Here is a 26,578-nt window from a genome sequence, read left to right as displayed (position 1 = left end):
TTCTAGCGGATGGGCGGCGCCGGCCGAGGCCGCGATGCACGCCGGCGCGCCCGGCCGGGGCCCCCGAAGGCCCGGGGGCAGCGCGGCCGATGCCGCGGCGGTCACGTCGCTATAATCCAGCCATCCGCACCCGCCGCGCCGTCGCCCAAGCGACGCCGCCATATCGATGTCGTCGAATCCTTCCTCCCGCTTCCAGATCGCCGTGGTCGGCGGTGGCATTGTCGGCAAGGCCTGCGCGCTGCTGCTGGCGCAGCAGGGCATGCAGGTGGCGCTGGTGGCGCCCCGGCCCGCCGCCGACACCGCCCGCACCGGCGACGACGACTGGGACAGCCGCATCTACGCCTTCTCCGCCAGCTCGCAGGCCCTGCTGGACCGCCTGCGCGTGTGGGAGGCGCTGGACCCCGCCCGCGTGCAGCCGGTGCGCGACATGCGCGTGTTCGGCGACCAAAGCGCGTCGGAGTCAGACCCCTCGCCCGATGGCGACCTCCATTTCTCGGCCTACGCCGCCGCCGTGCCGCAACTGGCCTGGATCGTCGAATCGGGCCATGTCGAGCGGGTGCTGGACACCGCGCTGCGCTTCCAGCACCAGGTGACGTGGTTCGACGACACCGCCGAACGACTCGACCGCGACCTCGACGGCGTGACGCTGACGCTGGCCGATGGCCGCCGCGTGCGCGCCAGCTGCCTGGTCGGCGCCGACGGGGCGCGGTCCTGGGTGCGCCAGCAGTGCCATATCGGCACCACCCAGCGGCGCTACCGCCAGCTTGGCGTGGTGGCCAACTTCCGCTGCGAACTGCCGCACCAGGAAACCGCCTGGCAGTGGTTCCTGGGCGCCCCGGAAAAGCTGATGGCCGACGAGGAACCCGCCAACGGCGAGATCCTGGCCATGCTGCCGCTGCCCGGCAACCGCGTGTCGATGGTCTGGTCCGCCGACGAGGCCCACGCCCGCGACCTGCTGGCGCTGGCGCCCGAGGCGCTGGCCGCCACGGTGGCGCAGGTGGCCAGCGGCGCCGTGGGCGCCCGCTTCGGCACCCTGCGCTGCATCACGCCGGCGCAGGGCTTTCCGCTGGTGCTGCAACGGGCCGATCACTTCGCCCAGCCGCACGTGGCGCTGGTGGGCGACGCGGCGCACGTCGTGCATCCGCTGGCCGGGCAGGGCATGAACCTGGGCCTGCGCGACGTGGTGGAGCTGGGCCGCGTGATGGCCGACAAGGAGCCGTTCCGCCACGAGGGCGACCTGCGGCTGCTGCGCCGCTACGAGCGCGCGCGCGCCACCGACCTGCTGTCGCTGACGGCCGCCACGGACGGCCTGCACCGGTTGTTCTCGCTGCCGGGCACGCCGGCCCGCATGGTGCGCAACCTCGGCATGCGCGCCGTGGGCGGCCAGGGGCTGCTCAAGCGGCTGCTGATCAGCCGCGCGCTGGGCTAGGCCGCCGATGCCCACAATTGCGCGTTCCACGATTTACCGATGACATCGCCGCCGGCACACTGACCGGCAAACCGCTACCTGGAGTCAATATGTTGCAACTGTTCCGCCGCCGACCCGCCCGCCTTGCCGCGATCGTCGCCTGCGTCGGCGGCCTGGGCGCCGCCGGCTACGCCCTGCACGCGCTGGCCGCGGACGAGCCGGGCACGGACAAGATCAAGGCGTCGATCCAGCGCATGCTGGGCAGCCGCGCCGAGGTGAAGAGCGTGACCAAGGCGCCGGTGCCGGGGCTGTACGAGGTCAACGTCGGCGGCCAGCTCGTCTACACCGATGCCACGGGCCGCTACATCCTCAATGGAGAGCTGATCGACACCAGGACGAACACCAACCTGACCGAGGAACGGCTGGCCGAGATCAACAAGATCAAGTGGTCGGACCTGCCGCTGTCGCGCGCCATCAAGTGGACCAAGGGCGACGGCAGCCGCACCGTGGCGGTGTTCTCGGACCCGAACTGCGGCTACTGCAAGAAGATCGAGCAGACGTTCCAGCAAATGGACAACATCACGGTCTACACCTTCCTGTACCCGGTGCTGTCGCCGGACTCGGCGGTCAAGTCCAGGCAGGTCTGGTGCGCCACCGACCGCACCAAGGCGTGGCGCGACTGGATGCTCAGCCACACGGCGCTGACCGGCAACGGCAGCTGCAAGACGCCGGTGGACGAGAACCTGGCGCTGGGCCAGAGCCTGAACATCACGGGCACGCCGGCCGTCTTCTTTACCGACGGCACGCGCATTCCGGGCGCGGCGGACGCCGCCACGCTGGAACGCAAGCTCGCCAGTCTCAAGAAATAACGACGACGCCGGACCCCGCCGGCTGACGCGAACGGCCGGCCCAGTCCGGCCGTTTTGCATGGCCGGATCGACCTACGACAATCGGGAGACACCCCATCATGACCTTCCAGGCGCTGCTGCTGACCCAGGCCGACGACAAATCCACGCAGGCGCGGATCGCCCAGCTCGACGAGAGCCAGTTGCCCGCCGACGGCAACGTGCTGGTGGCCGTGGACTATTCGACGATCAACTTCAAGGACGGGCTGGCCATCACGGGCCGCTCGCCGGTGGTGCGCAAGTGGCCGATGGTGGCCGGCATCGACGGCGCGGGCACCGTGCTCGATTCCGGCGACCCGCGCTGGAAGACCGGCGACCGCGTGGTGCTGAACGGCCACGGCGTGGGCGAGACGCACTGGGGCTGCCTGGCGCAGCGCGCGCGGCTCAAGGGCGAATGGCTGGTCAAGGTGCCCGATGCGTTCACGACGCGGCAGGCCATGGCGATCGGCACGGCTGGCTACACGGCCATGCTGTCGGTGCTGGCGCTGGAACGCGGCGGCGTGAACGGTCCGGTGCGGCCCGGCGATGGCGATGTGCTGGTGACCGGCGCGTCGGGCGGCGTGGGGTCGGTGGCCATCGCCATCCTGTCCAAGCTGGGCTACCGCGTGACGGCGTCCACGGGCAAGACGGCCGAGGCCGACTTCCTGCGCGCGCTGGGCGCGGCCGACGTGATCGACCGCGCCGAACTGGGCGCGCCGGGCAAGCCGCTGCAGAAGGAACGCTGGGCCGCCGTGGTGGATTCGGTCGGCTCCCACACGCTGGTCAACGCCTGCGCCCAGGTGCGCTACGGCGGCGTGGTCACGGCGTGCGGGCTGGCGCAGGGCATGGATTTCCCGGCGTCGGTGGCCCCGTTCATCCTGCGCGGCGTGACGCTGGCCGGCATCGACAGCGTGATGGCCGCGATGCCGCTGCGCGAGACGGCCTGGAAGCGGCTGGCGCAGGACCTGGCGCCAGACCGGCTGCAGGCCATCACGCAGGAGATCCGGCTGGGCGATGCCATCGACGCCGGCCGGCGCATCGTGGAAGGGGGCATGCGCGGCCGCGTGGTCGTCGACGTGAACGGCTGACCCGGCGGCCGGCCGCACCGCCCGTCCCCGGGCGCCCCGGGGCGTGACGCTACAATCGAGACCATGACGCCGATCCGCTACGCCATCGCCCCGCTTCAACCGGAAGCCCACCTGTTCGCCGTGACCGTGACGGTGGACGTCCCCGACCCGGCCGGCCAGGTCTTCACGCTGCCCGCGTGGATCCCGGGCAGCTACATGATCAGAGATTTCGCACGCAATATCGTCCGCATCCGCGCCGATGCCGGCCGCGTGCGCGTGCCGCTGACCAAGCTGGACAAGCAGACCTGGCTGGCCGCGCCGTTGCCGGCCGACGCCGGCCCGCTGACACTGAGCTACGAGGTCTATGCGTGGGACCTGTCCGTGCGCAGCGCGCACCTGGACACCACGCACGGCTTCTTCAACGGCAGCTCGGTGTTCCTGCGCGTGGTGGGGCAGGACGACCGGCCGTGCCTGGTCGATATCCACCCGCCGGCCGGCGACGCCTATGCCGGCTGGCGCGTGGCCACGGCGCTGCCCGAGGCGCGCGGCCCCGGCGGCGCGCGCCGCTACGGCTTTGGCCGCTACCAGGCCAGCGACTACGACGAGCTGATCGACCATCCCGTGGAAATGGGCACGTTCGCGCTGGGCAGCTTCCGCGCCTGTGGCGTGCAGCACGACGTGGTGTTCACGGGCCGCGTGCCGCAGCTCGACATGGCGCGCATCTGCCGCGACCTCAAGCGCATCTGCGAGGCGCAGATCCGGCTGTTCGAGCCCCGCTCGGCCCGCGCGCCGTTCCTGGACAGCAACCGCCGCTACGTCTTCATGACGATGGTCACGACCGACGGCTACGGCGGGCTGGAACACCGCGCCAGCACCGCGCTGATGTGCGCGCGCAGCGACCTGCCCGTGCGCGGCAACGCCGAGACCAGCGAGGGCTACCGCACGTTCCTGGGCCTGTGCAGCCACGAGTATTTCCACACCTGGAACGTCAAGCGCATCAAGCCGGCCGCGTTCGTGCCGTACCGGCTGGAGGCGGAAAGCTACACGCCGCTGCTGTGGCTGTTCGAGGGCTTCACCAGCTACTACGACGACCTGATCCTGGTGCGCACCGGGCTGGTCACCGAGCAGCAGTACGTCGACATGCTGGCCAAGACCTGGAACGGCGTGCTGCGCGGCACGGGCCGCACCAAGCAGAGCGTGGCCGACAGCGCGTTCGATGCCTGGACCAAGTACTACCGCCAGGACGAGAACGCGCCGAACGCCATCGTCAGTTACTACACCAAGGGGTCGCTGGTGGCGCTGGCGCTGGACCTGACCATCCGCGAGAAGACCCGCGGCCGCCGCTCGCTGGACGACGTCATGCGCGCGCTGTGGCAGCGCTACGGGCGCGACTTCTACGCGCCGGGCGCCACGCAGCGGGGCGTGACCGAGGCCGAGGTGTACGCGCTGATCGACGAGGTCAGCGGCCTGAAGCTGGGCGGCCTGCTGCGCGCGCTGACCGAGGGCACGGGCGAGATCGGCCTGCCGGCGCTGTTCCGCGGCGTGGGGCTGGTGGCCGAGCCGCAGAAGCCGAACGGCGCCGCCGCGCTGGGCATCAAGACCCGTGGCGACGATGGCTGGGTACGCGTGAGCCAGGTGCTGGACGGCGGGGCCGGGCAGCGCGCGGGGCTGTCGGCCGGCGACCTGATCGCCGCCGTGGATGGCCTGCGCGTGGCGCCGGGGCAGCTCGACAAGCTGCTGGCCCGCTACCGCCCCGGCGACCGGGCCGAGCTGCACGTGTTCCGCCGCGACGAACTGCAGGTGCTGCCCGTGACGCTGGCGCGCGAACCGGCCACGCAGTACAAGGTCAAGGTCGAGGCCGGCAGGCATGCCGGGCGGGCGCGCTGGCTCGGCCAGTAGCCGCCCCGTCACCGCGCCGTGGCCATGATGGCGACGGCGCCGCCGCCTCTCCACCCGCCCCCATCGCCCCATGGAATACGCGCACGACCCCCGCACATTCCTGTTTTCGCACTACATCTACCGTGGCCTGCGCTCGGCCACGGGCGTGATCGGCCTGACGCTGCTGGCCATGCCGTTCATGGACCTGCCCAGCGCCATGGTGGTGTCCGTGGGCGCGCTGTGCACGAGCCTGATGGACCTGCCGAGCCCGCTGCCGCACAAGTTCAACGAGATGCTGGCGAGCGTGCTGCTGTGCACCGCCGTCACGGCCATCGTGGCGCTGGCCACGCCGTTCCCGCAGGTGCAGCCGTTCGTGCTGGTGCTGGTCACGTTCCTGGCCGGCATGATGACGGTCTACGGCAACAAGACCATGCCGCTGCAGTTCTCGATGCTGTTCGTCATGACACTGACGATCAACGAGGAATTCGTGGTGCGCAAGGCGCTGTCGCACGCCGCGCTGTTCGGCATCGGCGCGTTCGGCTACCTGGTCTACGCGATGGCCGTGAGCTGGCTGATGGAGCGCCGCACGCGGCAGCAGATCCTGGCCGAATCGCTCTACGAGATGGCCGGCTACCTGGAGATCAAGGCCGCCTTCTACGACGCCGGCACCGACTACGACGAGCAGTTCAACCGGCTGGTGCGCCAGCAGATCGTGGTGGCAGAGCGCCAGCAGGCCGCCCGCGACATGGTGCTGCGCGGCAGCAAGACCCCGCACGACGGCCTGCTGGTGCAGGTGCACCTGCGCATGCTGGACCTCTACGAGTACCTGCTGTCGACCAACACCGAGTACGCGCTGCTGCGCCAGACGTTCGGCGGCACGCCGGTGCTGGACGGCCTGCGCCGGCTGGTGCTGGGCCTGGGCAAGGACCTGGAGGAGATTGCCTACGACGTGACGCGCGGCAGGCCGTCGTACAGCGCGTTCGACTACAGGCCCGACCTGAAGAAGGTGGAGGACGAGATCGACCAGCTTCGCCACCATCACGTCTCGCCGGCGGCCATGAACGCGCTGCGCGACACGCTGGAGATGATCCGCGGCGCCATCACGCTGGTCGGCCAGTTGCACGAGGCGTCGCGCACGCCGGTGGAGCCGGCCAAGGTGCTGCCCGGTTCGGACATGACGCCGTTCCTGACGCGCCAGAAGTACGAGTTCGCCGTGGTGCGCGACAACCTGCACTGGCGTTCGCCGGCGTTCCGCTTCGCGCTGCGGATCACGCTGGCCGTGGCCGTGGGGCTCTGGATCGGCGACCGCCTGCCGTATGCGTCGCACAGCTACTGGATACTGCTGACCATCGTCGTGATCCTGAAGCCGAACTTCAGCATGACCAAGCAGCGCTACAACGACCGCCTGATCGGCACGCTGATCGGCTGCATCATCAGCGTGGGTATCCTGCGCTGGGTGCACGAGCCGCTGGCGCTGATCGCCATCCTGTACCTGGCGCTGGTGGCCAGCGCCGCGTTCGTGACCATCAAGTACCGCTACACGGCCATCGCCGCGTGCGTCCAGGTGCTGATCCAGATTAATCTGCTGATCCCGGGCAGCCAGACCGTGGTGGGCGAGCGGCTGGTGGACACGGTCATCGGCGGCATCATCGCGTCGATCTTCAGCTTCGTGCTGCCGAGCTGGGAGTACCGGTCGATCCCCAAGCTGGTGGAGAACGTGCTGCAGGCCAACCGCCGCTACATCGCCGCCACGCGCGACCTGCTGACGCGCAAGGCATCGGACGACTTTGCCTACCGCGTGCAGCGCAAGCAGTTCATGGACAACCTGTCGGCGCTGATCGGGTCGTTCCAGCGCATGCTCGACGAACCGCGCAGCCGGCACCGCGCCGTGGACAACCTGAGCCGCTTCATCGTCCAGAACTACCTGGTGGCCGCCCACGTGGCCGCCGCGCGCATCCAGGTGCGGCAGCACTATGGCGAGCTGGATGTGCCCGCGGCCGAGGCCGCCATCGACCAGGCCACAGACGCCGCGCTGCGCTCGCTGACGCTGGCCAGCGAACGCCTGGCCGGCGAGGAGCGCCACGGCCCGCGCGGGGCAGGCTTCATCCGCACCCCGGTGGAGGCCGCCGTGGCGGGCGTGGAACTGGCCCCCGAGCCGGCCACGGCGGAGAAGCCCGAGGCAACCGCGCCAGCCGAAGAGGACGCCAGCGAACGCCGCGCCCGCATCGCCGACTCGGCCGACCGCCGCAAGGCCGACGTCCTGGCCCAGGCCGCCGCCGCCGGCGAGATAGGCGCCAACGAACCGCTGCAGAAATCGCAGGACCAGCACGCCGCCACATCGGCCAGCGCCTCGGGCCGCCCCGCCAACGCCCTGCTGGAAAGGCGCCTGCGCGCGCTACGCGAAGACGCAGCCAAGATCGCGCTGCGCACCGGGGCAATCGGACGGGCCGTGCGGATGCCGTTGAAGGGGTGATGGCGTACGGATTGGCTGGGGGTTTGCAATCCAGCGGGCCGCCTGAGCCATCGCGCGGTTTGGCGGAGCAAACCAGCGGGGACGCCTCAGCCATCGCACTGTTTTCGCTCCCCTCTCCCACAACGTGGGAGAGGGGCTGGGGGAGAGGGCGTTGAGGATCTGCTTGCCGACTACGTCGCAATTAGAGCCGCCGGCCCTCACCCCCGACCCCTCTCCCGCAGGCGGGAGAGGGGAGCAAACCGGCAGGGATGCCTGAGCCATCGCACGGTTTTCGCTCCCCTCTCCCACAACGTGGGAGAGGGGCTGGGGGAGAGGGCGTTGAGGATCTGCTTGCCGACGAGGTCGCAATTAGAGCCGCCGGCCCTCTCCCCCAACCCCTCTCCCGCAAGCGGGAGAGGGGAGAAAACCAGCGCGGACGCCTGAGCCATCGCTCGGTTTGGCGGAGCAAACCAGCAGCGACGCCTGAGCCATCGCTCGGTTTAGGGAAGCAAACCAGCAGGGCCGCCTGAGCCATCGCAGGCTTTAGCGGAACAAACCATCACCCCGCCTCCATCCCCTCCGGCAGCGTCAGCATGCCGCTGTGAAACGAGTACCCGTACACCTCGCCATAGCGTCCCCAGTCGATGGCGATCTTGAGCACGCGGGTGGCTTCGTCCGGTTTCAGGAAGGCTTCCAGTTCGCGCAGGATCGCTTCCTCGCCGATTTCGCCGTCGGGGCTGCGTTCCAGTTCGCGGCGGATCTGGGCGGACAGGGCGATGTGGGTCAGGAGCTGGTGGCCGAACAGGACCTTGCGCTCGGGCGGCGCGGTCTCGTAGTAGCGGCGGCCCAGCGGCGTGGCGGAGATGTCGCCGCCGGCGATCTGGGCCAGGCCCAGCAGCTGCATGGCCTCGCAGGCGGGCAGCAGGTCGTCGTCGGTCAGGCCCGCCTCGCTGGCCAGGTGGGGCAGGTCGGCGCGGCCGAAGAACGGGGATTCGTGCAGCAGGTCCAGCACGGCTTCCATCTGGCCGATGTCGGCGTCGGGCAGCCGGTAGCCAATCTGCTGCGCGGCGGCCATGGCGGGCACGCGCGGGCCCAGCGCGGCCGGCGATGTCATCAGCGCGTAGACCTCGTCCACCAGCGCCCGCACCTGTGGGTCGTCGCGGTTGCGCGGGCGCGGGAACGGCACGGGCACCTCGGCGCGCACGCGGCCCGGGTCGCTCGACAGGATCACGATCCGGTCGGCCATCATCACGGCTTCCTCGATGTTGTGCGACACGATCAGGATGCTGCGGATGTTGGCGCGGCCCGATTCCCACAGGGCCAGCATCTCGTCGCGCAGCGTCTCGCCGGTCAGCACGTCCAGCGCGGAGAACGCCTCGTCCATCAGCAGCAGGTCCGGCTCGGTCACCAGCGCCCGCGCAATGCCCACGCGCTGGCGCATGCCGCCCGACAGCTCGCGTGGCAGCGCGCTGTTGAAGCCCGACAGGCCGATCATGTCGATGGCCGACTCTGCCCGGCGCGCGCGCTCGGCGCGGCCCACGCCCTGCGCTTCCAGCCCCAGCTCCACGTTCTGCTGCACCGTCAGCCACGGAAACAGCGCGAACGACTGGAACACCATCGCGATGCCCTCGGCCGTGCCGGTCAGCGGCCGGCCCCGGAAGCGCACCTCGCCACGGTCGGCGCCGACCAGGCCGGCCATGATCCGCAGCAGCGTGGACTTGCCCGAGCCGGACTTGCCCAGCATCGCCACGATCTCGCCCGCGCGCAGCGTCAGGTCCACGCCCTCCAGCACGGCGCGGTCGGTATGGTCGGCGGTGCGGAACATCTTGCCCACGCCGCGCAGGTCGATCACCGGGGTGGTGTCTTGCGGTGTCATCGTCATTTCCTTAAAGCCGCGTGCGCGACTGCGCCAGGTCATAGAGCCGGTTCCAGAGCAGCCGGTTGCAGCCCACCACGAACAGCGCCATCACGGCGATGCCCAGCGCGATGCGCGGAAAGTCGCCGCGCGCGGTCATCTCGGCGATGTAGCTGCCCAGGCCCGTGGCCACCAGCGTGCGGTCGCCCCAGGTCACGTATTCAGACACGATGCTGGCATTCCACGACCCGCCCGCCGCCGTGACCAGCCCGGTCAGCAGGCTCGGGAACACGGCCGGCACCAGAAAGCGCCGCCACAGCAGCCAGCCGCGCAGCCCCATGTTGCGCGCCGCCAGCCGCAGTTCCATGGGGATGCCCGACGCGCCGGCCACCACGTTGAACAGGATGTACCACTGCGTGCCCAGGATCATCAGCGGGCTGAGCCAGATTTCCGGGTTCAGCCCGAACCGGGCAATCGCCATCACGGCCAGCGGGAACATCAGGTTGGCCGGAAACGCGGCCAGGAACTGGGCGATGGGCTGCGCCACGCGCGCGGCGGCCGGGTTCAGGCCGATGCGGATGCCGATCGGCACCCAGACCAGCGCGGCCAGCGCGATCAGCACCATCACGCGTGCCATCGTCAGCGTGCCGAGCCAGAGCACGTGGGCCGCCTCGGCCCAGCCCACCTCGCCATGCACGAAGTGGAACACGCGATAGAGGGCGGCCAGCGCCACGGCCACGATCAGCGCGTCGCGCAGGCGGTCTGGCCACGGCGCCCAGCGCGCCGGCGCGGCCGGCAGCGCCACGGTGCCGCGATGGCGGGCGCTCCAGGCCAGCGTGCGGCCGGCCAGCGCGGCGGCGTGGCCCAGCAGCGCGTGCACCCACGCCGAGCGGCGCAGCAGGGCCAGCAGCCACGACTGCGGCACGGCGTCCTGCGCGAGCGTGTCGAAGCGGAAGCGGTCGGCCCACGCCACCAGCGGGCGGAACAGCAACTGGTCGTAGAGCACGATGCCGGCCAGCATCGCCAGGATCGCCCAGCCGATGGCCGCCAGGTCCTGCTGCTGGATGGCAAGCGCGATGTACGAGCCGATGCCGGGCAGCCGGATGTCCTGCCCGGAGACCGAGATGGCCTCGGACGCCACGACGAAAAACCAGCCGCCCGACATCGACATCATCATGTTCCAGAGCAGCCCCGGCATGGCGTACGGTACTTCCAGCCGCCAGAACCGCTGCCATGGCGACAGCCGGAACATGGCGGCCGCTTCCAGCAGGTCGCCCGGGATGGTGCGGAACGACTGGTACAGGCTGAACGCCATGTTCCACGCCTGCGACGTGAAGATGGCGAAGATGGCCGCGCATTCCACGCCGGCCAGGCTGCCCGGGAACAGTGCGATGAAGCCGGTGACCGTGATCGACAAAAAGCCCAGGACGGGGATCGACTGGAGGATGTCCAGCGCCGGCACCATGACCTTCTCGGCCGTGCGGCTGCGCGACGCCAGCGCCGCGAACGCGAACGAGAACACCAGCGACGCGGCCAGCGCGGCCAGCATGCGGATGCTGGTGCGCATCAGGTAGTAGGGCAGCCAGGCCGGGTCCAGGTGGATGGCCAGCGCCTGGCCGGGCTGGTACGGCACGTCCATCTGCCGCGCGGCGTAGGCCACGGTGACGATGACGGCCAGGATGATCGGCAGCAGCGCCAGGTCGAACCGGTTCGGCGGCGCGGTCAGCAGCGGCGCGGCGTAGCCCGGTGCTTGCCGGGTGTCTGGCGTTGGTGGCATGGCACGGGCTCCCGGTCGTCGTATGCTGACGTGCTAACGCCCGACCGGGCTAGGTAGTTTACCTAGGTGAGAGGAAAACCATGACAGCTTCGACCGAAACCTGGCGCCTCGTGGCCCATGGCCGCGTGCAGGGCGTGGGCTACCGGGGCGCGTGTGCCGACAAGGCCATGGCGCTGGGCCTGACGGGGTGGGTCCGCAACCGGATGGATGGGACGGTGGAGGTCATCGCCACCGGCTCGCGCGAGCACCTTGAGACGCTGCGGCAGTGGATGGAGCAAGGGCCGCCGGCCGCGCAGGTGTCGCGGGTCGACATGGCGCCGGCGCCGCCCGAGACGTTCGACAGCTTTGCCTGGCGCCCGACGGCCTAGGTCCGCTAGGTCCGTTGCCAGTCGATGCCGGGCCGGCCGTGGCGTTCCAGCCAGTCGTTGGCCGCCCGGAAGTGCCCGCAGCCAAGAAAGCCGCGATGCGCCGACAGCGGCGACGGATGCGGCGCTTCGAGCACACAGTGGGTCTGGCCCTCCAGCAGCGCGCGCTTGGCCTGGGCGTGGCTGCCCCAGAGCATGAAGACGAGGTTCGGGCGCGACATGGCCAGCGCGTGGATCAGGCAGTCGGTCACGGCCTCCCAGCCGCGCCGGGCGTGGCTGGCGGCGCTGCCCTGTTCGACGGTCAGCACCGTGTTCAGCAGCAGCACGCCCTGGCGCGCCCAGCCTTCCAGGTTGCCCGACGCGCGCACCGGTGCCACGCCGTATTCGGCGCCGATTTCCTTGAAGATGTTGCGCAGGCTTGGCGGCACCTTGACGCCGTCCGGCACCGAGAACGCCAGCCCATGCGCCTGCGGCACCTCCACGCCGCCGACCACGCCCGTGCCGTGGTACGGGTCCTGACCCAGGATGACAACCTGCACCGCGTGGGGCGGCGTCAGGTGCAGCGCGTGGAACACCGCGTGCGGAAACACCGGCTTGCCGGCGGCGCGCTCGCCATCGACAAAGTCGCACAGCGACGCCCAGTCGGCATTGCCCAGGCACGGCTGGAGCAGGGTGCGCCAGGCGGCGGGCAGGGCGTCGACCTGGGTTTGCAGGCAGTCGATGGCGGGCGCGGCGGCCGCGGTGCTGGCGGTGTCGGTGGCGAACAGGTCGGATTGCATCAGTCGAAGCGGGTCAGTCGGTAGCCGCGCGCGGCCTTGCTGAGGTCGGAGGGTTGCAGCGGCGCCACATGGCCGATGCGTGCCGCAAACGCGCGCAGGGCCGCTTCGGCCACCGCTTCGTCGGCGTGGCTGCCGGGCAGCCATTCGAGTTCGAGTTCCTGGATGCGCTCGGTGCGGGCCGTGCCGGGCGCGCGGATCGTGCCGGTGTCGAGCGCGGCCTCGATGCGCTCGCCGTCCTGCTCGACGATCCACGTGCGGCGCACGAAATCGGTCCGGAACACCGGCGCAAGGCGGTCGGCCAGCGGCGCCAGCACCGCGCGGGCATCGGCGTCGAAGCGGTCAAGCTCGATGGCTTCGCCCGCCACTTCCACCTCCCACTCGTGGCGCGCCGCCAGCCCGCCGGCGCTGCGGCCGGCCGTCTTCAGCGTCTGCAGCCACTGGTTGCCGCGCTGGCGCAGCCGCAGCGCCGAGCGGGCCGCGGCCAGGTCGCGCGCCGGGGTGTCCAGGTAGATGTTCAGCAGCGTGGTCTCGCCGCGCGGCGCGCCATGGGCGTCGAGCCAGGCGGCCACGGCCGCCAGCGCGGCGTCCGGCACGGCCAGCTTCAGTTCGATTTCCTTGGCCATGGCGGCTCCTTTCAGTCAGCCGAACAGGCGCGCCAGTTCCACGCCGGGCTCGGGCGCGCGCATGAACGCCTCGCCCACCAGGAAGGCGTGGACGTTGGCGTCGCGCATGCGCTGCACGTCGGCCGGGCCCAGGATGCCCGATTCGGTCACCACCAGGCGGTCGGCCGGCATGCGCGGCAGCAGGTCCAGCGTGTTGTCCAGCGACACCTCGAAGGTGCGCAGGTTGCGGTTGTTCACGCCCACCAGCGGCGTCTTGAGCTTCAGCGCGGCGTCCAGTTCGTCGGCGCCATGCACTTCCACGAGCACGTCCATGCCAAGTTCCAGCGCGCAGGCTTCCAGCTCGGCCATCAGACCGTGGTCCAGCGCGGCCACGATCAGCAGGATGCAGTCGGCGCCCCAGGTGCGGGCCTCGTAGACCTGGTACAGGTCCATCATGAAGTCCTTGCGCAGCGCCGGCAGGTCGCAGGCGGCGCGGGCGCGCTTCAGGTAGTCGGCATGGCCCTGGAAGAAATGGACGTCGGTCAGCACCGACAGGCAGGCCGCGCCGTGCGACGCGTAGCTCTCGGCGATGGCCTCCGGCACGAAGTGCTCGCGCAGCACGCCCTTGGACGGCGACGCCTTCTTGACCTCGGCGATCACCCCGGCGTGGCCGGCGGCGATCTTGGCGCGCAGCGCCTGGGCAAAGCCGCGCGGGGCCAGGCCGGGCTCGGTGCGCAGGCTTTCGGCCTCGGCACGCAGGCTGGGCAGGTCGCGCTGCTTGCGCGCCGCGTTCACTTCGTCGGCCTTGACGGCCAGAATCTTCTCAAGAATGTCTGACATGGCGATTTACTTGAATTGCTGCGTGGCGCGCACGAACTGGTCCAGCTTCTGGCGGGCGGCGCCGCTGGCGATGGCCTCGCGGGCGCGGGCGATGCCGTCCTCGATGGAGCTGGCGACGTTGGCCGCGTAGAGCGCCGTGCCGGCGTTCAGCGAGACGATCTCGCGCGGCGTGCCCGGCACGTTGTCCAGCGCTTCGAGCAGCATCTCCTTCGATTCGGCCGCATCGGCCACCTTCAGGCCCCGGTTCGAGATCATCGACAGGCCAAAGTCCTCGGGATGGATCTCGTACTCGCGCACCTCGCCGTCCTTGAGCTCGCCGACCAGCGTGGCGGCGCCCAGCGACACCTCGTCCATGCCATCCTTGCCGTAGACCACGATGGCGTGCCGGGCGCCCAGCCGCTGCATCACGCGCACCTGGATGCCCACGAGGTCAGGGTGGAACACGCCCATCAGGATGTTCGGGGCGTCGGCCGGGTTGGTCAGCGGGCCCAGGATGTTGAAGATCGTCCGCACGCCCATTTCCTTGCGGATCGGCGCCACGTTCTTCATGGCCGGATGGTGGGTGGGCGCGAACATGAAGCCGATGCCGGTCTGCGCGATGCATTCGCCCACCTGGTCCGGCGTCAGCATGATGTTCACGCCAAGCGCCTCCAGCACGTCGGCGCTGCCCGATTTGGACGAAACGCCACGGTTGCCGTGCTTGGCGATCTTGGCGCCGGCGGCGGCCGCCACGAACATCGACGCCGTGGAGATATTGAACGTGTGCGAGCCGTCGCCGCCGGTGCCGACGATGTCGACAAAGTGCTCGCGGTCGGCCACGGTCACGTGGTTGGCAAACTCGCGCATGACCTGGGCCGCCGCCGAGATCTCGCCAATCGTCTCCTTCTTCACGCGCAGCCCGGTCAGGATGGCCGCGGCCATCACGGGGCTGATCTGGGCCTGCATGATCTGCCGCATCAGGTGCAGCATCTCGTCGTGAAAGATCTCGCGGTGCTCGATGCAGCGGGTCAGCGCTTCCTGGGGCGTGATGGACATGGCGGATTCTTTGGTGTCGGGGGCGGGGGCGGCGTAGGCGGTAAAGTCGGCGCGCCTCATCGCGGCGCCTTGATGAAATTGGCCAGCAGCGCGTGGCCGTGCTCGGACAGGATCGATTCCGGGTGGAACTGCACGCCCTCGACGTTCAGCGTCTTGTGGCGCACCCCCATGATCTCGCCGTCCGGCGTCCAGGCCGTGACTTCCAGGCAGTCGGGCAGCGTCTCGCGCTCGATGGCCAGCGAATGATAGCGCGTCACGTCGAAGTGCTTCGGCAGGTCGGCGAACACGCCCGACTGGGTGGTCTCGATCGTGCTGACCTTGCCGTGCATCACCTGCTTGGCGCGGATCACCTTGCCGCCGAACGCCTCGCCGATGGCCTGGTGGCCCAGGCACACGCCCAGCAGCGGCTTGCGGCCGGCGAAGTGCTTGAGCACTTCCACGGAGATGCCGGCCTCGCGCGGGCTGCACGGGCCGGGCGACACACAGATGTGGTCCGGGTTCAGTTCCTCGATCTGGTCGATCGTGATCTCGTCGTTGCGGTAGGTGCGCACGTCGGCGCCGAGTTCCCCGAAGTACTGGACGAGGTTGTAGGTGAACGAGTCGTAGTTGTCGATCATCAGCAGCATGTCATCTCTCCCGGGGGCTCAGAGGTCGGCGTCCAGGCCGTCCTGGACCTGCTCCGCGGCGCGGATCACGGCGCGCGCCTTCGCCTCGGTTTCCTTCCATTCGGCCTCGGGGTCGGAGTCCGCGACGATGCCGGCGGCGGCCTGCACGTAGAGGTTGCCGTCCTTGATCACGCCGGTGCGGATGGCGATGGCCAGGTCCATCTCGCCGCCGAACGACAGGTAGCCCACCGCGCCGCCGTAGATGCCGCGCTTGCGCGGCTCCAGCTCGTCGATGATCTCCATCGCATGCACCTTGGGCGCGCCCGACAGCGTGCCGGCCGGAAACGTGGCGCGCAGCACGTCGAGGTTGGTCATGCCGTCGCGCAGCGTGCCTTCCACGGAGCTGACGATGTGCTGCACGTGCGAGTACTTCTCGATCACCATCTTGTCGGTGACCTTGACCGAGCCGGTCTCGGCAATGCGGCCGATGTCGTTGCGCGCCAGGTCGATCAGCATCACGTGCTCGGCAATCTCCTTCGGGTCGTTCAGCAGCTCGGTGGCCAGCTGGGCGTCGCGCTCGGGCGTGCTGCCGCGCGGGCGGGTGCCGGCCAGCGGGCGGATGGTGACGATGCGGGCCGTGTCCGGCTCGCCGTTGCCGGCCCCGGCGGCGCCCACCTTGCGGGTTTCCTGCCGCACCAGGATCTCTGGCGAGGCGCCCACCACCTGGAAATCGCCAAAATTGTAGAAATACATGTACGGCGACGGGTTCAGCGACCGCAGCGCGCGGTACAGCGACAGCGGCGAGTCGCGGTACGGCTTCACCAGGCGCTGGCCGATCTGCACCTGCATCATGTCGCCGGCCATGATGTATTCCTTGGCCTTGTGTACGGCGGCCAGGTAGTCGGCCTTGGCGAATTCGCGGTAGACCTCGGTCTGCACCGACGGGCTCGTCACGGGCACGTCCACCGGCTGGCGCAGCTTCATGCGCAGCTCGCGCAGGCGCTGGCGGGCGCGGGAGTAGGCTTCGGGCAGGGTCGGGTCGGCGTAGACAATCAGGTACAGCTTGCCGGACAGGTTGTCGATGACCGCCAGTTCCTCGCACAGCAGCAGCTGGATGTCGGGCAGGCCCAGGTCGTCGGGCATCTGTGTGTCGGCCAGCTTCTTCTCGATGTAGCGCACGGCGTCGTAGCCGAAGTACCCGGCCAGGCCGCCGCAGAAGCGCGGCAGGCCCGGGCGCAGCGCCACCTTGAAGCGGGTCTCGAACGCGGCGATGAAGTCCAGCGGGTTGCCTTCGTGGGTTTCCACGACCTTGCCGTCGGTCACCACATCGGCGCGCTGGCCGTAGGCGCGGATCAGCGTGCGGGCGTGCAGGCCGATGAACGAGTAGCGGCCAAAGCGCTCGCCGCCGACCACCGATTCCAGCAGGAACGTGTTCACGCCGCGCGTCTGCGACTGGGCCAGCTTCAGGTACAGCGACAGCGGCGTTTCCAGGTCGGCCAGCGCCTCGGCGATGATCGGAATGCGGTTGTAGCCCTGGTCGGCCAGCGATTTGAATTCCAGTTCGGTCATGTCGATCCTCTTCTTGCTCTGCGGCGCCGGCCAGTGCGGTCGGGTCGGGGCGGCACCATGATGGACGTCGGCATGAGGCGGGGGACAACCTGCGTCAACCCGCCCCGGCCCGTTCGTTGGGGCGGACCGTGGTGCACACGCGCAATTGGGGCAGGGCAGCACACGGCCGGGTGGCGCGTGGTGCGTTCTCGAGGCTAACCGTAGCACAGGCGCAAGCGGGAGCAACCGGAACTACGGCGCTGGCGGAAGGATCTGCCGGGGAGGCCGGTCGACAGGAAGCCTGGACCGGTCCGGCGGAGCTTGGGGGGCGGGGGATCGGCGGAAGACCGCGCGGATCGGGTGCCCCGGCAAGCCCGTCAGGAAACTCGCGAACGCACTTTACGCCTGTTCAGAGGCGCGCCAGCGACGCCAGGGCCAGGCCTGCCGATCACTGCCAAAAAAGTTGCGTTTGCGGTTGAGGAACATTGAAAAGTGTTCTGCTGGAAGTCAGCGGGGAATTGGCCGGTGGTCGGCAAGCAGGGCCGCCACGCGGGCAATGTCGGCGACTATACCATCGGCGTCGACGCCTTGTACAGGGTTCCCATGGTTGTAGCCATAGGGCATCAGCAGCACACCCATGCCCGCCGCGCGCGCCGCGCGGGCGTCGTTTTCCGAGTCGCCGATGGCCAGCACGGCCGACGGCTCCACCCGGAACGCCTCGGCCACCCGCAGCAGCGGATAGGGGTCGGGCTTGCGCAGCGCAAAGGCGTCGCCGCCGTAGACCAGCTCGAAATACTGCGCCAGGCCGGTCTTGGCCAGCAGCGGCTCGGTGAAGTTCCAGGGCTTGTTGGTCACGCACGCCATGCGCAGTCCAAGCCGCTTGAGCGCCGCCAGGCCCTCGCGCACGTTGGGGTACACGTCCGAGAACTGGCCGTTGATGCGCACGTACTCGCGGTCGTACAGCGCGTAGGCATCGGCAAACAGGCCGTTGGCGTGCAGTGGGCTGAAGCGGGCGTCCAGCACGCGGCGGATCAGGTTTTCCGACCCCTTGCCGACGAAGCCGACGATCTCCCCGGCCGACATCGGCTGGACCGGCCCCAGGTCAGGATGCTGGTGCGCCAGCGCCAGCAGCATCGCGTTGACGGCCGCGTGGAAGTCGCCGGCGGTGTCGACCATGGTGCCGTCCAGGTCGACGATGACCGCCTCGATGCCGCGCCAGTCGGTGCGGCGCAGGATTTCCGTCGTCATCTGGCCGTCCTTACTGGCCGACCGTCGCGAGCTTGTCGCGGAACGTCTGGATGATGCCGCGGTAGCCGCCGTCGGCATCCGGCTTGCCGAACACGGCCGATCCGGCCACGAAGGTGTCGGCGCCCGCGGCGGCGATCTCGGCGATGTTGTCCGGCTTCACGCCGCCGTCCACCTCCAGCAGGATCTGGCGGCCGGTGCGGGCCGTGTAGGCGTCGATCCGGGCGCGCACGGCGCGCAGCTTGTTCAGCGTCTCGGGGATGAACGACTGGCCGCCGAAGCCCGGGTTGACGCTCATCAGCAGGATCACGTCCAGGCGGTCCATCACGTGGTCCAGGTGGTGCAGCGGCGTGGCGGGGTTGAACACCAGCCCGGCCTGGCAGCCGTTGTCGCGGATCAGCGCCAGCGAGCGGTCGATGTGGTCGCTGGCTTCCGGGTGGAACGTGATGATGTTGGCGCCGGCCTTGGCAAAGTCCGGGATGATGCGGTCCACCGGGCGCACCATCAGGTGCACGTCGATCGGGGCCGTCACGTGCGGGCGGATGGCCTCGCAGACCAGCGGGCCCACGGTCAGGTTGGGCACGTAGTGGTTGTCCATCACGTCGAAGTGGATCCAGTCGGCGCCGGCCTCGGTGACGCGGCGCACTTCCTCGCCCAGGCGGGCGAAGTCGGCGGACAGGATGGACGGGGCGATGCGGTAGGTGGGCTGGCTCATGGCAGGGCTCTGGCGCGAAAGTGGGGCTCTGAAGGCGGCGGATGCGGGGTCGATCCGCGAGATTGGCGCGTATTTTACGCCGGTTGGCCCGGCCGGCGCCGACAACGCGCCCGCTTGCCGCTGCCCGGGGCTTGACGCACAATGCGACACACCCGGCCGCGCCCCCATGGGCGGGCGCCGGCCTGCCGACCATCCTCATCCGTCGAACAATGAGCGAGTACGCTTTTTCCGTGGCCGTGCGCACCCAGTACATGGCCGACCAGTCGGACCCCGACCGCGGGCGCTACGCGTTTGCCTACACTATCACCATCCACAACACCGGCGAGGTGGCCGCGCAGCTGATCTCGCGCCACTGGATTATCACGGACAGCGACAACGCCACGCAGGAAGTGGCGGGGCTGGGCGTGGTGGGCCACCAGCCGCTGCTCAAGCCGGGCGAGCACTTCGAGTATTCGAGCTGGGCGACGATCTCGACGCCGGTCGGGTCGATGAAGGGCGAGTACTTCTGCGTGGCCGAGGACGGGCACCGCTTCGAGGTGCCGATTCCGGAATTCGCGCTGGTGCTGCCGCGCATGCTCCATTGACGGCCCGGCGCGGGCTGGCCGGGAACCTAGGCGTCCGGCGCCCGGTCGGTGTCCTGCGGGGCCTGGCCGGTGCGCGACGGGTGGTCTTCAGGGGCGCGCGTGGGCCGCGGATGCTTGCGCGCCGTGCCCATCGTCCAGACCACGATGAAGATCAGCAGCAACAGCGCCACGCCGGCCTCGGCGGCCAGCAGCAGGGTGGGGTGGTTTTCGAAGAACTGGCTCATCGCGATTTTGGGGGCGCCCGCGCCGGACGCGGCGGGCAGTCGACGGATCGGTTGAGATTGTAGGCATAGAACGAACGAGATGGCATATCAGTATTCCCTGCGTGCGCCTGGCGCGCGCCTGTCCGGCTGGCTGGGGCTGGCCGCCGCCACGCTGGGCGCGGCCCTGCTGGCCGGCTGCATGAGCGGCGGCCCGGTGCGGGTGCAGCCCGGCAGCACGGCCGGCACCACCCCGGCGCCTTCCACGTCGCCCGCGGCGGGCCGGCTGCAACCAGCCGCCTGGACCGAAATCGGCGGCTGGAGCCAGGACGACGTCCGCGCGGCCTGGCCGGCGCTGCAAGCCAGTTGCCAGGCGCTGAAGAAGAAGCCGGAGTGGAACCGCGTGTGCGCGGTGGGCCTGATGGTCGACGCCGGCGACCTCGTCGCCATGCGCACCTACTTCGAGACCCACTTCCAGCCGTACCGCGTGGTCAACACCGACGGCACCGACAGCGGCCTGATCACCGGCTACTACGAGCCGATCCTGCACGGTTCGCGCACGCGCCAGGGCCCGTACCAGGTGCCGCTGTACCGCCGCCCGCCGCAGTTGCGCGGCGCGTTGCCGGCGCGCGGCGAGCTGCTGCAGATGCCGGCGATGCGCGGCAACGAGATCGTCTACGTGGACGACGCGGTGGAGGCGGCCTTCCTGCAGATCCAGGGCTCGGGCCGCATCCGGCTGCCCGACGGCACGATCATGCGCGTGGGCTTTGGGGGCACCAACGACCAGCCGTTCCGATCGTTCGGCAAATGGCTGCTCGACCGCGGCGAGATCACGCCGGCCCAGGCGACCATGCAGGGCATCAAGGCGTGGGCGCGCAACAACCCGGCGCGCGTGGAGGAAATGCTCAACGTGAATCCGCGCTTCGTGTTCTTCCGCGAACTGCCGCCCAACAACGACGGCCCGGTAGGCGCGCTGGGCGTGCCGCTGACCGCCGAACGCTCGATCGCCGTGGACCCGGCCACGATCCCGCTGGGCGTGCCCGTGTTCCTGTCGACCACGCGCCCGCTGTCCACCGAACCGATCCAGCGCCTGATGTTCGCCCAGGACACCGGCTCCGCCATCAAGGGCGGCGTGCGCGCCGACTTCTTCTGGGGCGCCGGCGACGCCGCCGGAGAGACGGCCGGCCGCATGAAGCAGGGTGGCCGCATGTGGGTGCTGATGCCGAAGAGTTGACGGAAGGCTGGTCTGTTTGTCTTGTCGGTTTGCTCCCCTCTCCCGCAGCGCGGGAGAGGGGCCGGGGGAGAGGGCCGGCGGTGCAATCCGCGCGGGTCGGCAAGCAGAGCCGCCATGCCCTCTCCCCCAACCCCTCTCCCACAGGTGGGAGAGGGGAGCGACGTCCGCGATCGCGCTACCGCCCCCCATACCCTCTCCCCCCGCAAGGTCTTTCCCCTTCCCGCGTCCTCCATTTGCGTTTCTCCAACGCGCCAGCGCCATTCCGTCACGCTGTGAGGTAACTGCCCGAACGAGTTCCGTGTGAACTCTGCGCGGCTTGACTGCCATCAATCCCCGGCCATCGCAATTTCACGATGATGGGCACATCCGACGTGCCAGAGCACGCCACCGCATTCCCCACTCTCGCTGAGCAGAGACATGAAGGCGACACCCAGGATGTTCCCCGCGCTGGCGGCCTTGCCGCTCCTCGTCTGGATGGCCCATGGCCACGCGGACACCGCCCCGCCGGCGCAGCCGGTGCCGGCGTTGAGCGCCGATGAATTCAACCATGCCCGACAGATCTACTTCGAGCGCTGCGCCGGTTGCCACGGCGTGCTGCGCAAGGGCGCCACGGGCAAGGCGCTGACGCCAGACATCACGCGGGCGCGCGGCACCGAATACCTGAAGACCTTCATCAAGTACGGCAGCCCGGCCGGCATGCCGAACTGGGGCACGTCGGGCGACCTGTCCGACGCCGAGGTGGACCTGATGGCCCGCTACGTCCAGCTGGAGCCGCCCACGCCGCCTGAATTCTCGCTGGCCGACATCGAGAAATCGCGCAAGGACATCGTGCCCGTGGCCAAGCGGCCGACGCGCAAGATGAATAACTACAACCTCGACAACCTGTTCTCGGTGACGCTGCGCGATTCTGGCGAGGTGGCGCTGATCGACGGCGATTCCAAGCAGATCATCAACATCGTCAAGACCGGCTACGCGGTGCATATCTCGCGCATGTCGGCGTCCGGGCGCTACCTGTACGTGATCGGGCGCGACGCGCGGCTGAACCTGATCGACCTGTGGATGCCCAAGCCCGACAACGTGGCCGAGGTCAAGATCGGCCTGGAGGCGCGCTCGGTGGAGACGTCGAAGTACAAGGGCTACGAGGACCGCTACGCGGTGGCCGGCTCCTACTGGCCGCCGCAGTACGTAATCATGGAAGGCGACACGCTCAAGCCACTCAAGGTGGTGTCCACGCGGGGCATGACCGTCGACAACGAGTACCACCCCGAGCCGCGCGTGGCGTCCATCGTGGCCAGCCACTTCCGACCCGAATTCGTCATCAATGCCAAGGAGACCGGCAAGATCCTGATGGTCGACTACTCGGACCTCAAGAACCTGAAGACCACGACCATCGACGCGGCCAAGTTCCTGCATGACGGCGGGTTCGATTCCACGGGCCGCTACTTCCTGGTGGCGGCCAATGCGTCGGACAAGATCGCCGTGGTCGACACCAAGGAAGACCGGCTGGCCGCGCTGGTGGACGTCGGCAAGACGCCGCACCCGGGCCGGGGCGCCAACTTCGTCCATCCGAAGTTCGGCCCGGTCTGGGCCACCAGCCACCTGGGCGACGAAACGGTCAGCCTGATCGGCACGGACCCGGTCAGGCACAAGGCCCACGCCTGGAAGGTGGTGCAGACGCTCAAGGGCCAGGGCGGCGGGTCGCTGTTCATCAAGACGCATCCGACGTCGCGCAACCTCTGGGTCGATACGCCGTTCCACCCCGATGCCAAGCTGAACCAGTCGGTGGCCGTGTTCGATACGCGCAAGCTGGACGCCGGCTTCGAGGTGCTGCCGATTGCCCAGTGGGCCAACCTCAAGGGCGACGGCGCCAAGCGCGTGGTGCAGGCCGAGTACAACAAGGCCGGCGACGAGGTCTGGTTCTCGGTCTGGGGCACCAAGGACCAGGAGTCCGCGCTGGTGGTGGTCGACGACCGGACGCGCAAGCTCAAGGCCGTCATCAAGGACCCGCGCCTGATCACCCCGACCGGCAAGTTCAACACCCATAACACCCAGCACGACGTCTATTGACGTCAGGGCGCGGCCGACGCTCCGGCGCTGGCCGCGCCGTCCCCCATCCCTTCAGGAGAATCTCTATGCATCCCGCAACTGTGCTCGGCGCCATGGTCATGGCCGCCGTGCTGCCCGTCGCCGCCCACGCCAGCGCTGACCTGGCCAAGGCCAAGAACTGCATGGCGTGCCATGGCGTCGACAAGAAGCTGGTGGGCCCCGCGTTCAAGGACGTGGCCGCCAAGTACAAGGGCGACAAGGGCGCCGCCGCCAAGCTGTCGCAAAGCATCGTCAAGGGCAGCAGCGGCACCTGGGGCCCGATCCCGATGCCGCCCAACGCGATCAGCGAGGCCGATGCCAGCGCGCTGGCCAAGTGGGTGCTGGCCCTCTGATTGCCTGACCCCTGACCCCCTGATCCCCTGACCCTCCCATCCCCACGGACCATGGCCCGGTATTTCGTGATGCCCCTGGCGCTGGCCGGCCTGCTTGCCACGGCGGGCGCGCCGGCGCAGGCCGCTGCGGCCGAGCCCCCGGCGGCGCGCCAGGCGCAGCTTGCCCGCTGGCTGCGCGACGACTGCGGCGCCTGCCACGGCATGACGCTGCAGGGCGGGCTTGGCTCGCCGCTGACGGCGCAGGCGCTGGCCGGCAAGCCGCGCGACGGGCTGGTGGCCACCGTGCTGCACGGCCGGCCCGGCACCGCAATGCCGCCATGGCAACCGTTCATGACGCAGGAAGAAGCGCAATGGCTGATCGATCGACTCCAGGCGGGCAAGCCGCCCCCCGTGACCCCCGCACCGTCTGGCAGCGCCTGGGCCGACTGACCCGGCGCGCGGCGGTGGCCGTGGGCGCGGCGTGGCTGGCCGCGGCCTGTACCGGCCTGCCGGAGGCGTCGGTGCGCGGCACCGGCGACCTTGGCGTCGTGATCGAGCGGGCCAGCGGCCGGGTGCAGATCGTGGAAACCACGGGCATGACGCGGCTTGGCGCCATCGACGGGCTGGGCGACCTGTCGCACGCGAGCGTGGTGTTTGCGCGCGACGGCCGCCATGCCTACGTGTTCGGGCGCGACGGCGGCCTGACGCGGCTGGACCTGCTGGCGCAGCGCATCACCCATCGCGTGAAGCAGGCCGGCAACAGCATCGGCGGCGCGGTGCTGCAGGACGGCAAGGTCGTGGCCGCGCAGAACTACGCGCCCGGCGGCATCAAGCTGTTCGATGCCGGGACGCTGGAGTTGCTGGCCGACATCCCGGCCATCGGGCGCGACGGCCGGCGCTCGAAGGTGGTCGGGCTGGCCGACCTGCCGGGCCAGCGGCTGGCCGCGAGCCTGTTCGAATCGGGCGAGATATGGATCATCGACGCCACCAACCCGCGCCAGCCCGCGGTGACCCGGCTGCCGGCCGGCCGCGAGCCGTACGACGGGCTGGTGACGCCCGACGGCCGCTGGTACCTGGCCGGCCTGTTCGGCGAGGACGGCCTGTCGCTGGTCGACCTGTGGCAGACGCCGCCCGCCGCGCGGCGCGTGCTGGCCGGCTACGGGCGCGGCCAGGCCCCGCTGCCGGTGTACAAGATGCCGCACCTGCGCGGCTGGGCGATGGCGCAGGGCCAGGCGTGGCTGCCGGCCATCGGCCGCCATGAACTGCTGGTGGCAGACCCCGCGCGCGACTGGCAGGAGCAGGCGCGCGTGGCCGTGGCCGGCCAGCCCGTGTTCGCGATGGCGCGGCCCGACGGGCGGCAGGTATGGGTCAACTTTGCGTTTCCGCGCAACGACACGGTGCAGGTCGTCGACACCGCCACGCGGCAGGTGGTCAGGACGATGACGCCGTGCCGGGGCGTGCTGCACATGGAATTCACGCCCAAGGGCGAGGCGCTGTGGCTGTCGTGCCGCGACGACAACCGCGTGGAGGTCTACGACACGGCCACGCTGCGGCGCATTGCCACCCTGCCGGCCGAGCAGCCCAGCGGCATCTTCTTCACGGCGCGCGCGCAGCGCTTCGGCATGTGACGGCCATGTTCGACGAACAACGTTTCTACGACGGCATCCAGCGCGACTTTCCGATCGTGCCGCGCCCATACCAGCACGCCGGCGCGGCGCTGGACATGAACGAGCACGCGGTGCTGACCCGGCTGGCGCGCGACGTGGGCGCCGGGCGCGTGAGCCGCGTCGGCGCCGTGTTCGCCCCGAACGTGATCGGCGCCAGCACGCTGGCCGCGCTGTCCGTGCCGCTGGACGCGCTGGCCGACGCGGCCGCGCGCGTCAACGCCCATGCGGCGGTCAGCCACAACTACGCGCGCACCGGCCATCCGTACAACCTCTGGTTCGTGGCCGGCGCGCGCGACCGCGTCGCGCTGGACGCGGTGCTGGCCGGCATCGGCGAAGACCTGGGGCAGGCGCCGCTGGACCTGCCGATGGAGCGCGAGTACCACATCGACCTGGGTTTCCCGATGGCCGGCCCGTGCGCGACGCCGCGCGGCCGGCGCCAGCCGGCGCCCGCGCCCGTGGCGCTGGACGACGACGACTGGCGGCTGGTGGCCGCGCTGGAAGGCGGGCTGCCGCTGACGCCGCAGCCGTTCCACGCGCTGGCGCGGCACAGCGGCGTGCCGCTGCATCGCGTGCTGGCCCGCATCGCGCAGTGGCAGGCCAGCGGGGTGATCCGCCGGTTCGGTGTGATCTTGCATCACCGGCGCTTTGGCTATCGCCACAACGCGATGTGCGTGTGGGACGTGCCCGACAACCGTGTCGATGCTATCGGCACGCGGCTGGCGCGCGTGGCGCCGGTGTCGCTGTGCTACCGCCGCGCGCGCCGGCTGCCGGCGTGGCCGTACAACCTGTTCGCGATGGTGCACGCGCGCAGCGAGGCGGAACTGCACGCGGCGCTGGACCACTTCGCGCGCCGCGCGGGCATGGCGGAGCTGCCGGGCCGGGTGCTGCGCAGCGGCACCTGCTTCAAGCAGTGCGGCACCCGCTATAGCTGGGAGGCGCCGCAGCCATGACCGCGCCCGACACCGCCCCGGCCGAGCTCGACCCTCTGGACCGGCGCATCGTCAACGCGCTGCAGCGCGGGCTGCCGCTGGTGCCACGGCCCTACGCCGAGGCCGCCGCCGCGCTGGGCATCGACGAAGCGACGCTGCTCGGCCGGCTGCAGGCGCTGCTGGCGCGCGGCGTGCTGACGCGCTTCGGGCCGCTGTTCCAGATCGAGCGGGCCGGCGGGCAGTTCGTGCTGTGCGCCTGCCACGCGCCGCCGGAGCGCGAGGCGGCCGTCATCGCCGCGATCAACGCCTACCCCGAGGTGGCGCATCACTACGCGCGCACCCATCGGCTGAACCTGTGGTTCGTGCTGGCCGTGCCCGATGCCGCCGACGTGCCGGCGGTGCTCGCCCGCATCGCCGCCGACGCCGGCGTCGAGATCCTGCCGTTCCCGAAGCAGCGCGAATTCTTCGTCAACCTCTTTCTGCCGGTGTAGC

The 26,578-nt window shown here is 70.1% G+C and carries 25 protein-coding genes; 14 read left to right on the top strand and 11 right to left on the bottom strand.

Translation table 11 applies throughout. The features are described from left to right. The first annotated feature begins 166 nt into the window (after positions 1-166). The 5 genes from QTN24_RS23525 (at position 167) to QTN24_RS23505 (ending at position 7,710) form a co-directional block, all read left to right on the top strand. Positions 167-1,429, top strand: coding sequence for a UbiH/UbiF family hydroxylase (locus tag QTN24_RS23525; RefSeq protein ID WP_313840061.1), 1,263 nt, complete (start codon positions 167-169; stop codon positions 1,427-1,429). 89 nt (positions 1,430-1,518) lie between these two features. Continuing rightward, on the top strand, positions 1,519-2,277 hold the full coding sequence (locus QTN24_RS23520) for a DsbC family protein (RefSeq protein WP_313840060.1): 759 nt from the start codon (positions 1,519-1,521) through the stop codon (positions 2,275-2,277). A gap of 98 nt (positions 2,278-2,375) precedes the next feature. After that, positions 2,376-3,380 carry an MDR family oxidoreductase gene (locus QTN24_RS23515; RefSeq protein ID WP_313840059.1) on the top strand — a complete coding sequence of 335 codons (1,005 nt, stop codon included), beginning with the start codon at positions 2,376-2,378 and terminating at the stop codon, positions 3,378-3,380. Between the two features lie 63 nt (positions 3,381-3,443). Beyond that, on the top strand, positions 3,444-5,258 hold the full coding sequence (locus QTN24_RS23510) for a M61 family metallopeptidase (protein ID WP_313840058.1): 1,815 nt from the start codon (positions 3,444-3,446) through the stop codon (positions 5,256-5,258). Positions 5,259-5,328: 70 nt separating this feature from the next. Then, positions 5,329-7,710 (top strand): FUSC family protein, encoded by a 2,382-nt coding sequence (locus QTN24_RS23505; protein ID WP_313840057.1) that lies wholly within the window; start codon positions 5,329-5,331, stop codon positions 7,708-7,710. A 538-nt stretch (positions 7,711-8,248) separates the two neighbouring features. Here the strand turns inward: QTN24_RS23505 and QTN24_RS23500 are convergent. Further along, positions 8,249-9,565: an ATP-binding cassette domain-containing protein gene (locus QTN24_RS23500; protein WP_313840056.1), complete on the bottom strand. Its 1,317-nt coding sequence runs from the start codon at positions 9,563-9,565 to the stop codon at positions 8,249-8,251. 10 nt (positions 9,566-9,575) lie between these two features. After that, positions 9,576-11,321, bottom strand: coding sequence for an ABC transporter permease subunit (locus QTN24_RS23495; RefSeq protein ID WP_313840055.1), 1,746 nt, complete (start codon positions 11,319-11,321; stop codon positions 9,576-9,578). An 80-nt stretch (positions 11,322-11,401) separates the two neighbouring features. On the opposite strand from QTN24_RS23495, the gene QTN24_RS23490 reads away from it, so the two are divergent. Further along, positions 11,402-11,689 carry an acylphosphatase gene (locus QTN24_RS23490; protein WP_313840054.1) on the top strand — a complete coding sequence of 96 codons (288 nt, stop codon included), beginning with the start codon at positions 11,402-11,404 and terminating at the stop codon, positions 11,687-11,689. Positions 11,690-11,694: 5 nt separating this feature from the next. On the opposite strand, the gene QTN24_RS23485 is transcribed toward QTN24_RS23490, so the two are convergent. From QTN24_RS23485 to rpe, 8 genes are all read right to left on the bottom strand, one after another. Continuing rightward, positions 11,695-12,465: a uracil-DNA glycosylase gene (locus tag QTN24_RS23485; protein ID WP_313840053.1), complete on the bottom strand. Its 771-nt coding sequence runs from the start codon at positions 12,463-12,465 to the stop codon at positions 11,695-11,697. Then, positions 12,465-13,088: a CYTH domain-containing protein gene (locus QTN24_RS23480; RefSeq protein WP_124683150.1), complete on the bottom strand. Its 624-nt coding sequence runs from the start codon at positions 13,086-13,088 to the stop codon at positions 12,465-12,467. The genes QTN24_RS23485 and QTN24_RS23480 overlap by 1 nt, the downstream gene beginning before the upstream one ends. A gap of 15 nt (positions 13,089-13,103) precedes the next feature. Further along, positions 13,104-13,907, bottom strand: a complete 804-nt coding sequence (gene trpC, locus QTN24_RS23475; protein ID WP_124683151.1) for an indole-3-glycerol phosphate synthase TrpC — start codon at positions 13,905-13,907, stop codon at positions 13,104-13,106. A 6-nt stretch (positions 13,908-13,913) separates the two neighbouring features. Then, the gene (trpD, locus tag QTN24_RS23470) at positions 13,914-14,942 is read right to left on the bottom strand and encodes an anthranilate phosphoribosyltransferase (protein WP_124683152.1); all 1,029 of its coding nucleotides are present in this window, start codon (positions 14,940-14,942) and stop codon (positions 13,914-13,916) included. 56 nt (positions 14,943-14,998) lie between these two features. Continuing rightward, complete coding sequence (locus tag QTN24_RS23465; protein WP_313840052.1) at positions 14,999-15,568, bottom strand: aminodeoxychorismate/anthranilate synthase component II; 570 nt, start codon at positions 15,566-15,568, stop codon at positions 14,999-15,001. 18 nt (positions 15,569-15,586) lie between these two features. Beyond that, positions 15,587-17,116, bottom strand: a complete 1,530-nt coding sequence (gene trpE / locus QTN24_RS23460) for an anthranilate synthase component I (protein WP_313840051.1) — start codon at positions 17,114-17,116, stop codon at positions 15,587-15,589. A gap of 486 nt (positions 17,117-17,602) precedes the next feature. Next, a complete protein-coding gene (gene gph / locus QTN24_RS23455) occupies positions 17,603-18,343 on the bottom strand; it encodes a phosphoglycolate phosphatase (protein WP_124683155.1) in 741 nt (246 codons plus the stop codon). Positions 18,344-18,353: 10 nt separating this feature from the next. Continuing rightward, positions 18,354-19,055, bottom strand: a complete 702-nt coding sequence (rpe, locus tag QTN24_RS23450; protein WP_124683156.1) for a ribulose-phosphate 3-epimerase — start codon at positions 19,053-19,055, stop codon at positions 18,354-18,356. Between the two features lie 209 nt (positions 19,056-19,264). On the opposite strand from rpe, the gene apaG reads away from it, so the two are divergent. Further along, positions 19,265-19,639 carry a Co2+/Mg2+ efflux protein ApaG gene (gene apaG / locus QTN24_RS23445; protein ID WP_124683157.1) on the top strand — a complete coding sequence of 125 codons (375 nt, stop codon included), beginning with the start codon at positions 19,265-19,267 and terminating at the stop codon, positions 19,637-19,639. Positions 19,640-19,665: 26 nt separating this feature from the next. Here the strand turns inward: apaG and QTN24_RS23440 are convergent, their stop codons facing one another. Next, positions 19,666-19,863: a hypothetical protein gene (locus QTN24_RS23440; protein ID WP_124683158.1), complete on the bottom strand. Its 198-nt coding sequence runs from the start codon at positions 19,861-19,863 to the stop codon at positions 19,666-19,668. 79 nt (positions 19,864-19,942) lie between these two features. On the opposite strand from QTN24_RS23440, the gene QTN24_RS23435 reads away from it, so the two are divergent. The 7 genes from QTN24_RS23435 (at position 19,943) to QTN24_RS23405 (ending at position 26,577) form a co-directional block, all read left to right on the top strand. Further along, a complete protein-coding gene (locus QTN24_RS23435; RefSeq protein WP_313840050.1) occupies positions 19,943-21,073 on the top strand; it encodes an MltA domain-containing protein in 1,131 nt (376 codons plus the stop codon). A 435-nt stretch (positions 21,074-21,508) separates the two neighbouring features. Continuing rightward, a complete protein-coding gene (locus QTN24_RS23430) occupies positions 21,509-23,140 on the top strand; it encodes a cytochrome D1 domain-containing protein (RefSeq protein ID WP_409559079.1) in 1,632 nt (543 codons plus the stop codon). Between the two features lie 65 nt (positions 23,141-23,205). Then, positions 23,206-23,511 carry a c-type cytochrome gene (locus tag QTN24_RS23425; RefSeq protein ID WP_124683161.1) on the top strand — a complete coding sequence of 102 codons (306 nt, stop codon included), beginning with the start codon at positions 23,206-23,208 and terminating at the stop codon, positions 23,509-23,511. Between the two features lie 69 nt (positions 23,512-23,580). Beyond that, on the top strand, positions 23,581-23,940 hold the full coding sequence (locus QTN24_RS23420; protein ID WP_313840049.1) for a cytochrome c: 360 nt from the start codon (positions 23,581-23,583) through the stop codon (positions 23,938-23,940). Beyond that, positions 23,937-25,118, top strand: coding sequence for a cytochrome D1 domain-containing protein (locus QTN24_RS23415; RefSeq protein WP_409559078.1), 1,182 nt, complete (start codon positions 23,937-23,939; stop codon positions 25,116-25,118). The genes QTN24_RS23420 and QTN24_RS23415 overlap by 4 nt, the downstream gene beginning before the upstream one ends. A gap of 5 nt (positions 25,119-25,123) precedes the next feature. Then, on the top strand, positions 25,124-26,107 hold the full coding sequence (locus QTN24_RS23410) for an Lrp/AsnC family transcriptional regulator (protein WP_313840047.1): 984 nt from the start codon (positions 25,124-25,126) through the stop codon (positions 26,105-26,107). Beyond that, on the top strand, positions 26,104-26,577 hold the full coding sequence (locus tag QTN24_RS23405) for an Lrp/AsnC family transcriptional regulator (protein ID WP_313840046.1): 474 nt from the start codon (positions 26,104-26,106) through the stop codon (positions 26,575-26,577). Before QTN24_RS23410 ends, QTN24_RS23405 begins: the two co-directional genes overlap by 4 nt. Position 26,578 lies beyond the last annotated feature (1 nt).

Source organism: Cupriavidus sp. SZY C1, assembly GCF_032190535.1.
GTDB lineage: Bacteria > Pseudomonadota > Gammaproteobacteria > Burkholderiales > Burkholderiaceae > Cupriavidus > Cupriavidus pauculus_C.
The sequence above is the reverse complement of the archived record's forward strand: the minus strand, read 5'-3'. Positions and strand labels throughout refer to the sequence as shown.

Bases quoted from the DNA above. Each gene is read 5' to 3' on its own strand.
- trpE (WP_313840051.1), bottom strand. From the start codon at position 17,116: ATGACCGAACTGGAATTCAAATCGCTGGCCGACCAGGGCTACAACCGC.
- QTN24_RS23425 (WP_124683161.1), top strand. From the start codon at position 23,206: ATGCATCCCGCAACTGTGCTCGGCGCCATGGTCATGGCCGCCGTGCTG.
- QTN24_RS23510 (WP_313840058.1), top strand. From the start codon at position 3,444: ATGACGCCGATCCGCTACGCCATCGCCCCGCTTCAACCGGAAGCCCAC.
- QTN24_RS23440 (WP_124683158.1), bottom strand. From the start codon at position 19,863: ATGAGCCAGTTCTTCGAAAACCACCCCACCCTGCTGCTGGCCGCCGAG.
- QTN24_RS23465 (WP_313840052.1), bottom strand. From the start codon at position 15,568: ATGCTGCTGATGATCGACAACTACGACTCGTTCACCTACAACCTCGTC.
- QTN24_RS23515 (WP_313840059.1), top strand. From the start codon at position 2,376: ATGACCTTCCAGGCGCTGCTGCTGACCCAGGCCGACGACAAATCCACG.
- gph (WP_124683155.1), bottom strand. From the start codon at position 18,343: ATGACGACGGAAATCCTGCGCCGCACCGACTGGCGCGGCATCGAGGCG.
- QTN24_RS23505 (WP_313840057.1), top strand. From the start codon at position 5,329: ATGGAATACGCGCACGACCCCCGCACATTCCTGTTTTCGCACTACATC.
- QTN24_RS23435 (WP_313840050.1), top strand. From the start codon at position 19,943: ATGGCATATCAGTATTCCCTGCGTGCGCCTGGCGCGCGCCTGTCCGGC.
- QTN24_RS23485 (WP_313840053.1), bottom strand. From the start codon at position 12,465: ATGCAATCCGACCTGTTCGCCACCGACACCGCCAGCACCGCGGCCGCC.
- QTN24_RS23405 (WP_313840046.1), top strand. From the start codon at position 26,104: ATGACCGCGCCCGACACCGCCCCGGCCGAGCTCGACCCTCTGGACCGG.
- QTN24_RS23490 (WP_313840054.1), top strand. From the start codon at position 11,402: ATGACAGCTTCGACCGAAACCTGGCGCCTCGTGGCCCATGGCCGCGTG.
- QTN24_RS23480 (WP_124683150.1), bottom strand. From the start codon at position 13,088: ATGGCCAAGGAAATCGAACTGAAGCTGGCCGTGCCGGACGCCGCGCTG.
- trpD (WP_124683152.1), bottom strand. From the start codon at position 14,942: ATGTCCATCACGCCCCAGGAAGCGCTGACCCGCTGCATCGAGCACCGC.
- QTN24_RS23410 (WP_313840047.1), top strand. From the start codon at position 25,124: ATGTTCGACGAACAACGTTTCTACGACGGCATCCAGCGCGACTTTCCG.
- rpe (WP_124683156.1), bottom strand. From the start codon at position 19,055: ATGAGCCAGCCCACCTACCGCATCGCCCCGTCCATCCTGTCCGCCGAC.
- QTN24_RS23430 (WP_409559079.1), top strand. From the start codon at position 21,509: ATGTTCCCCGCGCTGGCGGCCTTGCCGCTCCTCGTCTGGATGGCCCAT.
- QTN24_RS23420 (WP_313840049.1), top strand. From the start codon at position 23,581: ATGCCCCTGGCGCTGGCCGGCCTGCTTGCCACGGCGGGCGCGCCGGCG.
- trpC (WP_124683151.1), bottom strand. From the start codon at position 13,907: ATGTCAGACATTCTTGAGAAGATTCTGGCCGTCAAGGCCGACGAAGTG.
- QTN24_RS23500 (WP_313840056.1), bottom strand. From the start codon at position 9,565: ATGACACCGCAAGACACCACCCCGGTGATCGACCTGCGCGGCGTGGGC.
- QTN24_RS23525 (WP_313840061.1), top strand. From the start codon at position 167: ATGTCGTCGAATCCTTCCTCCCGCTTCCAGATCGCCGTGGTCGGCGGT.
- QTN24_RS23495 (WP_313840055.1), bottom strand. From the start codon at position 11,321: ATGCCACCAACGCCAGACACCCGGCAAGCACCGGGCTACGCCGCGCCG.
- QTN24_RS23520 (WP_313840060.1), top strand. From the start codon at position 1,519: ATGTTGCAACTGTTCCGCCGCCGACCCGCCCGCCTTGCCGCGATCGTC.
- apaG (WP_124683157.1), top strand. From the start codon at position 19,265: ATGAGCGAGTACGCTTTTTCCGTGGCCGTGCGCACCCAGTACATGGCC.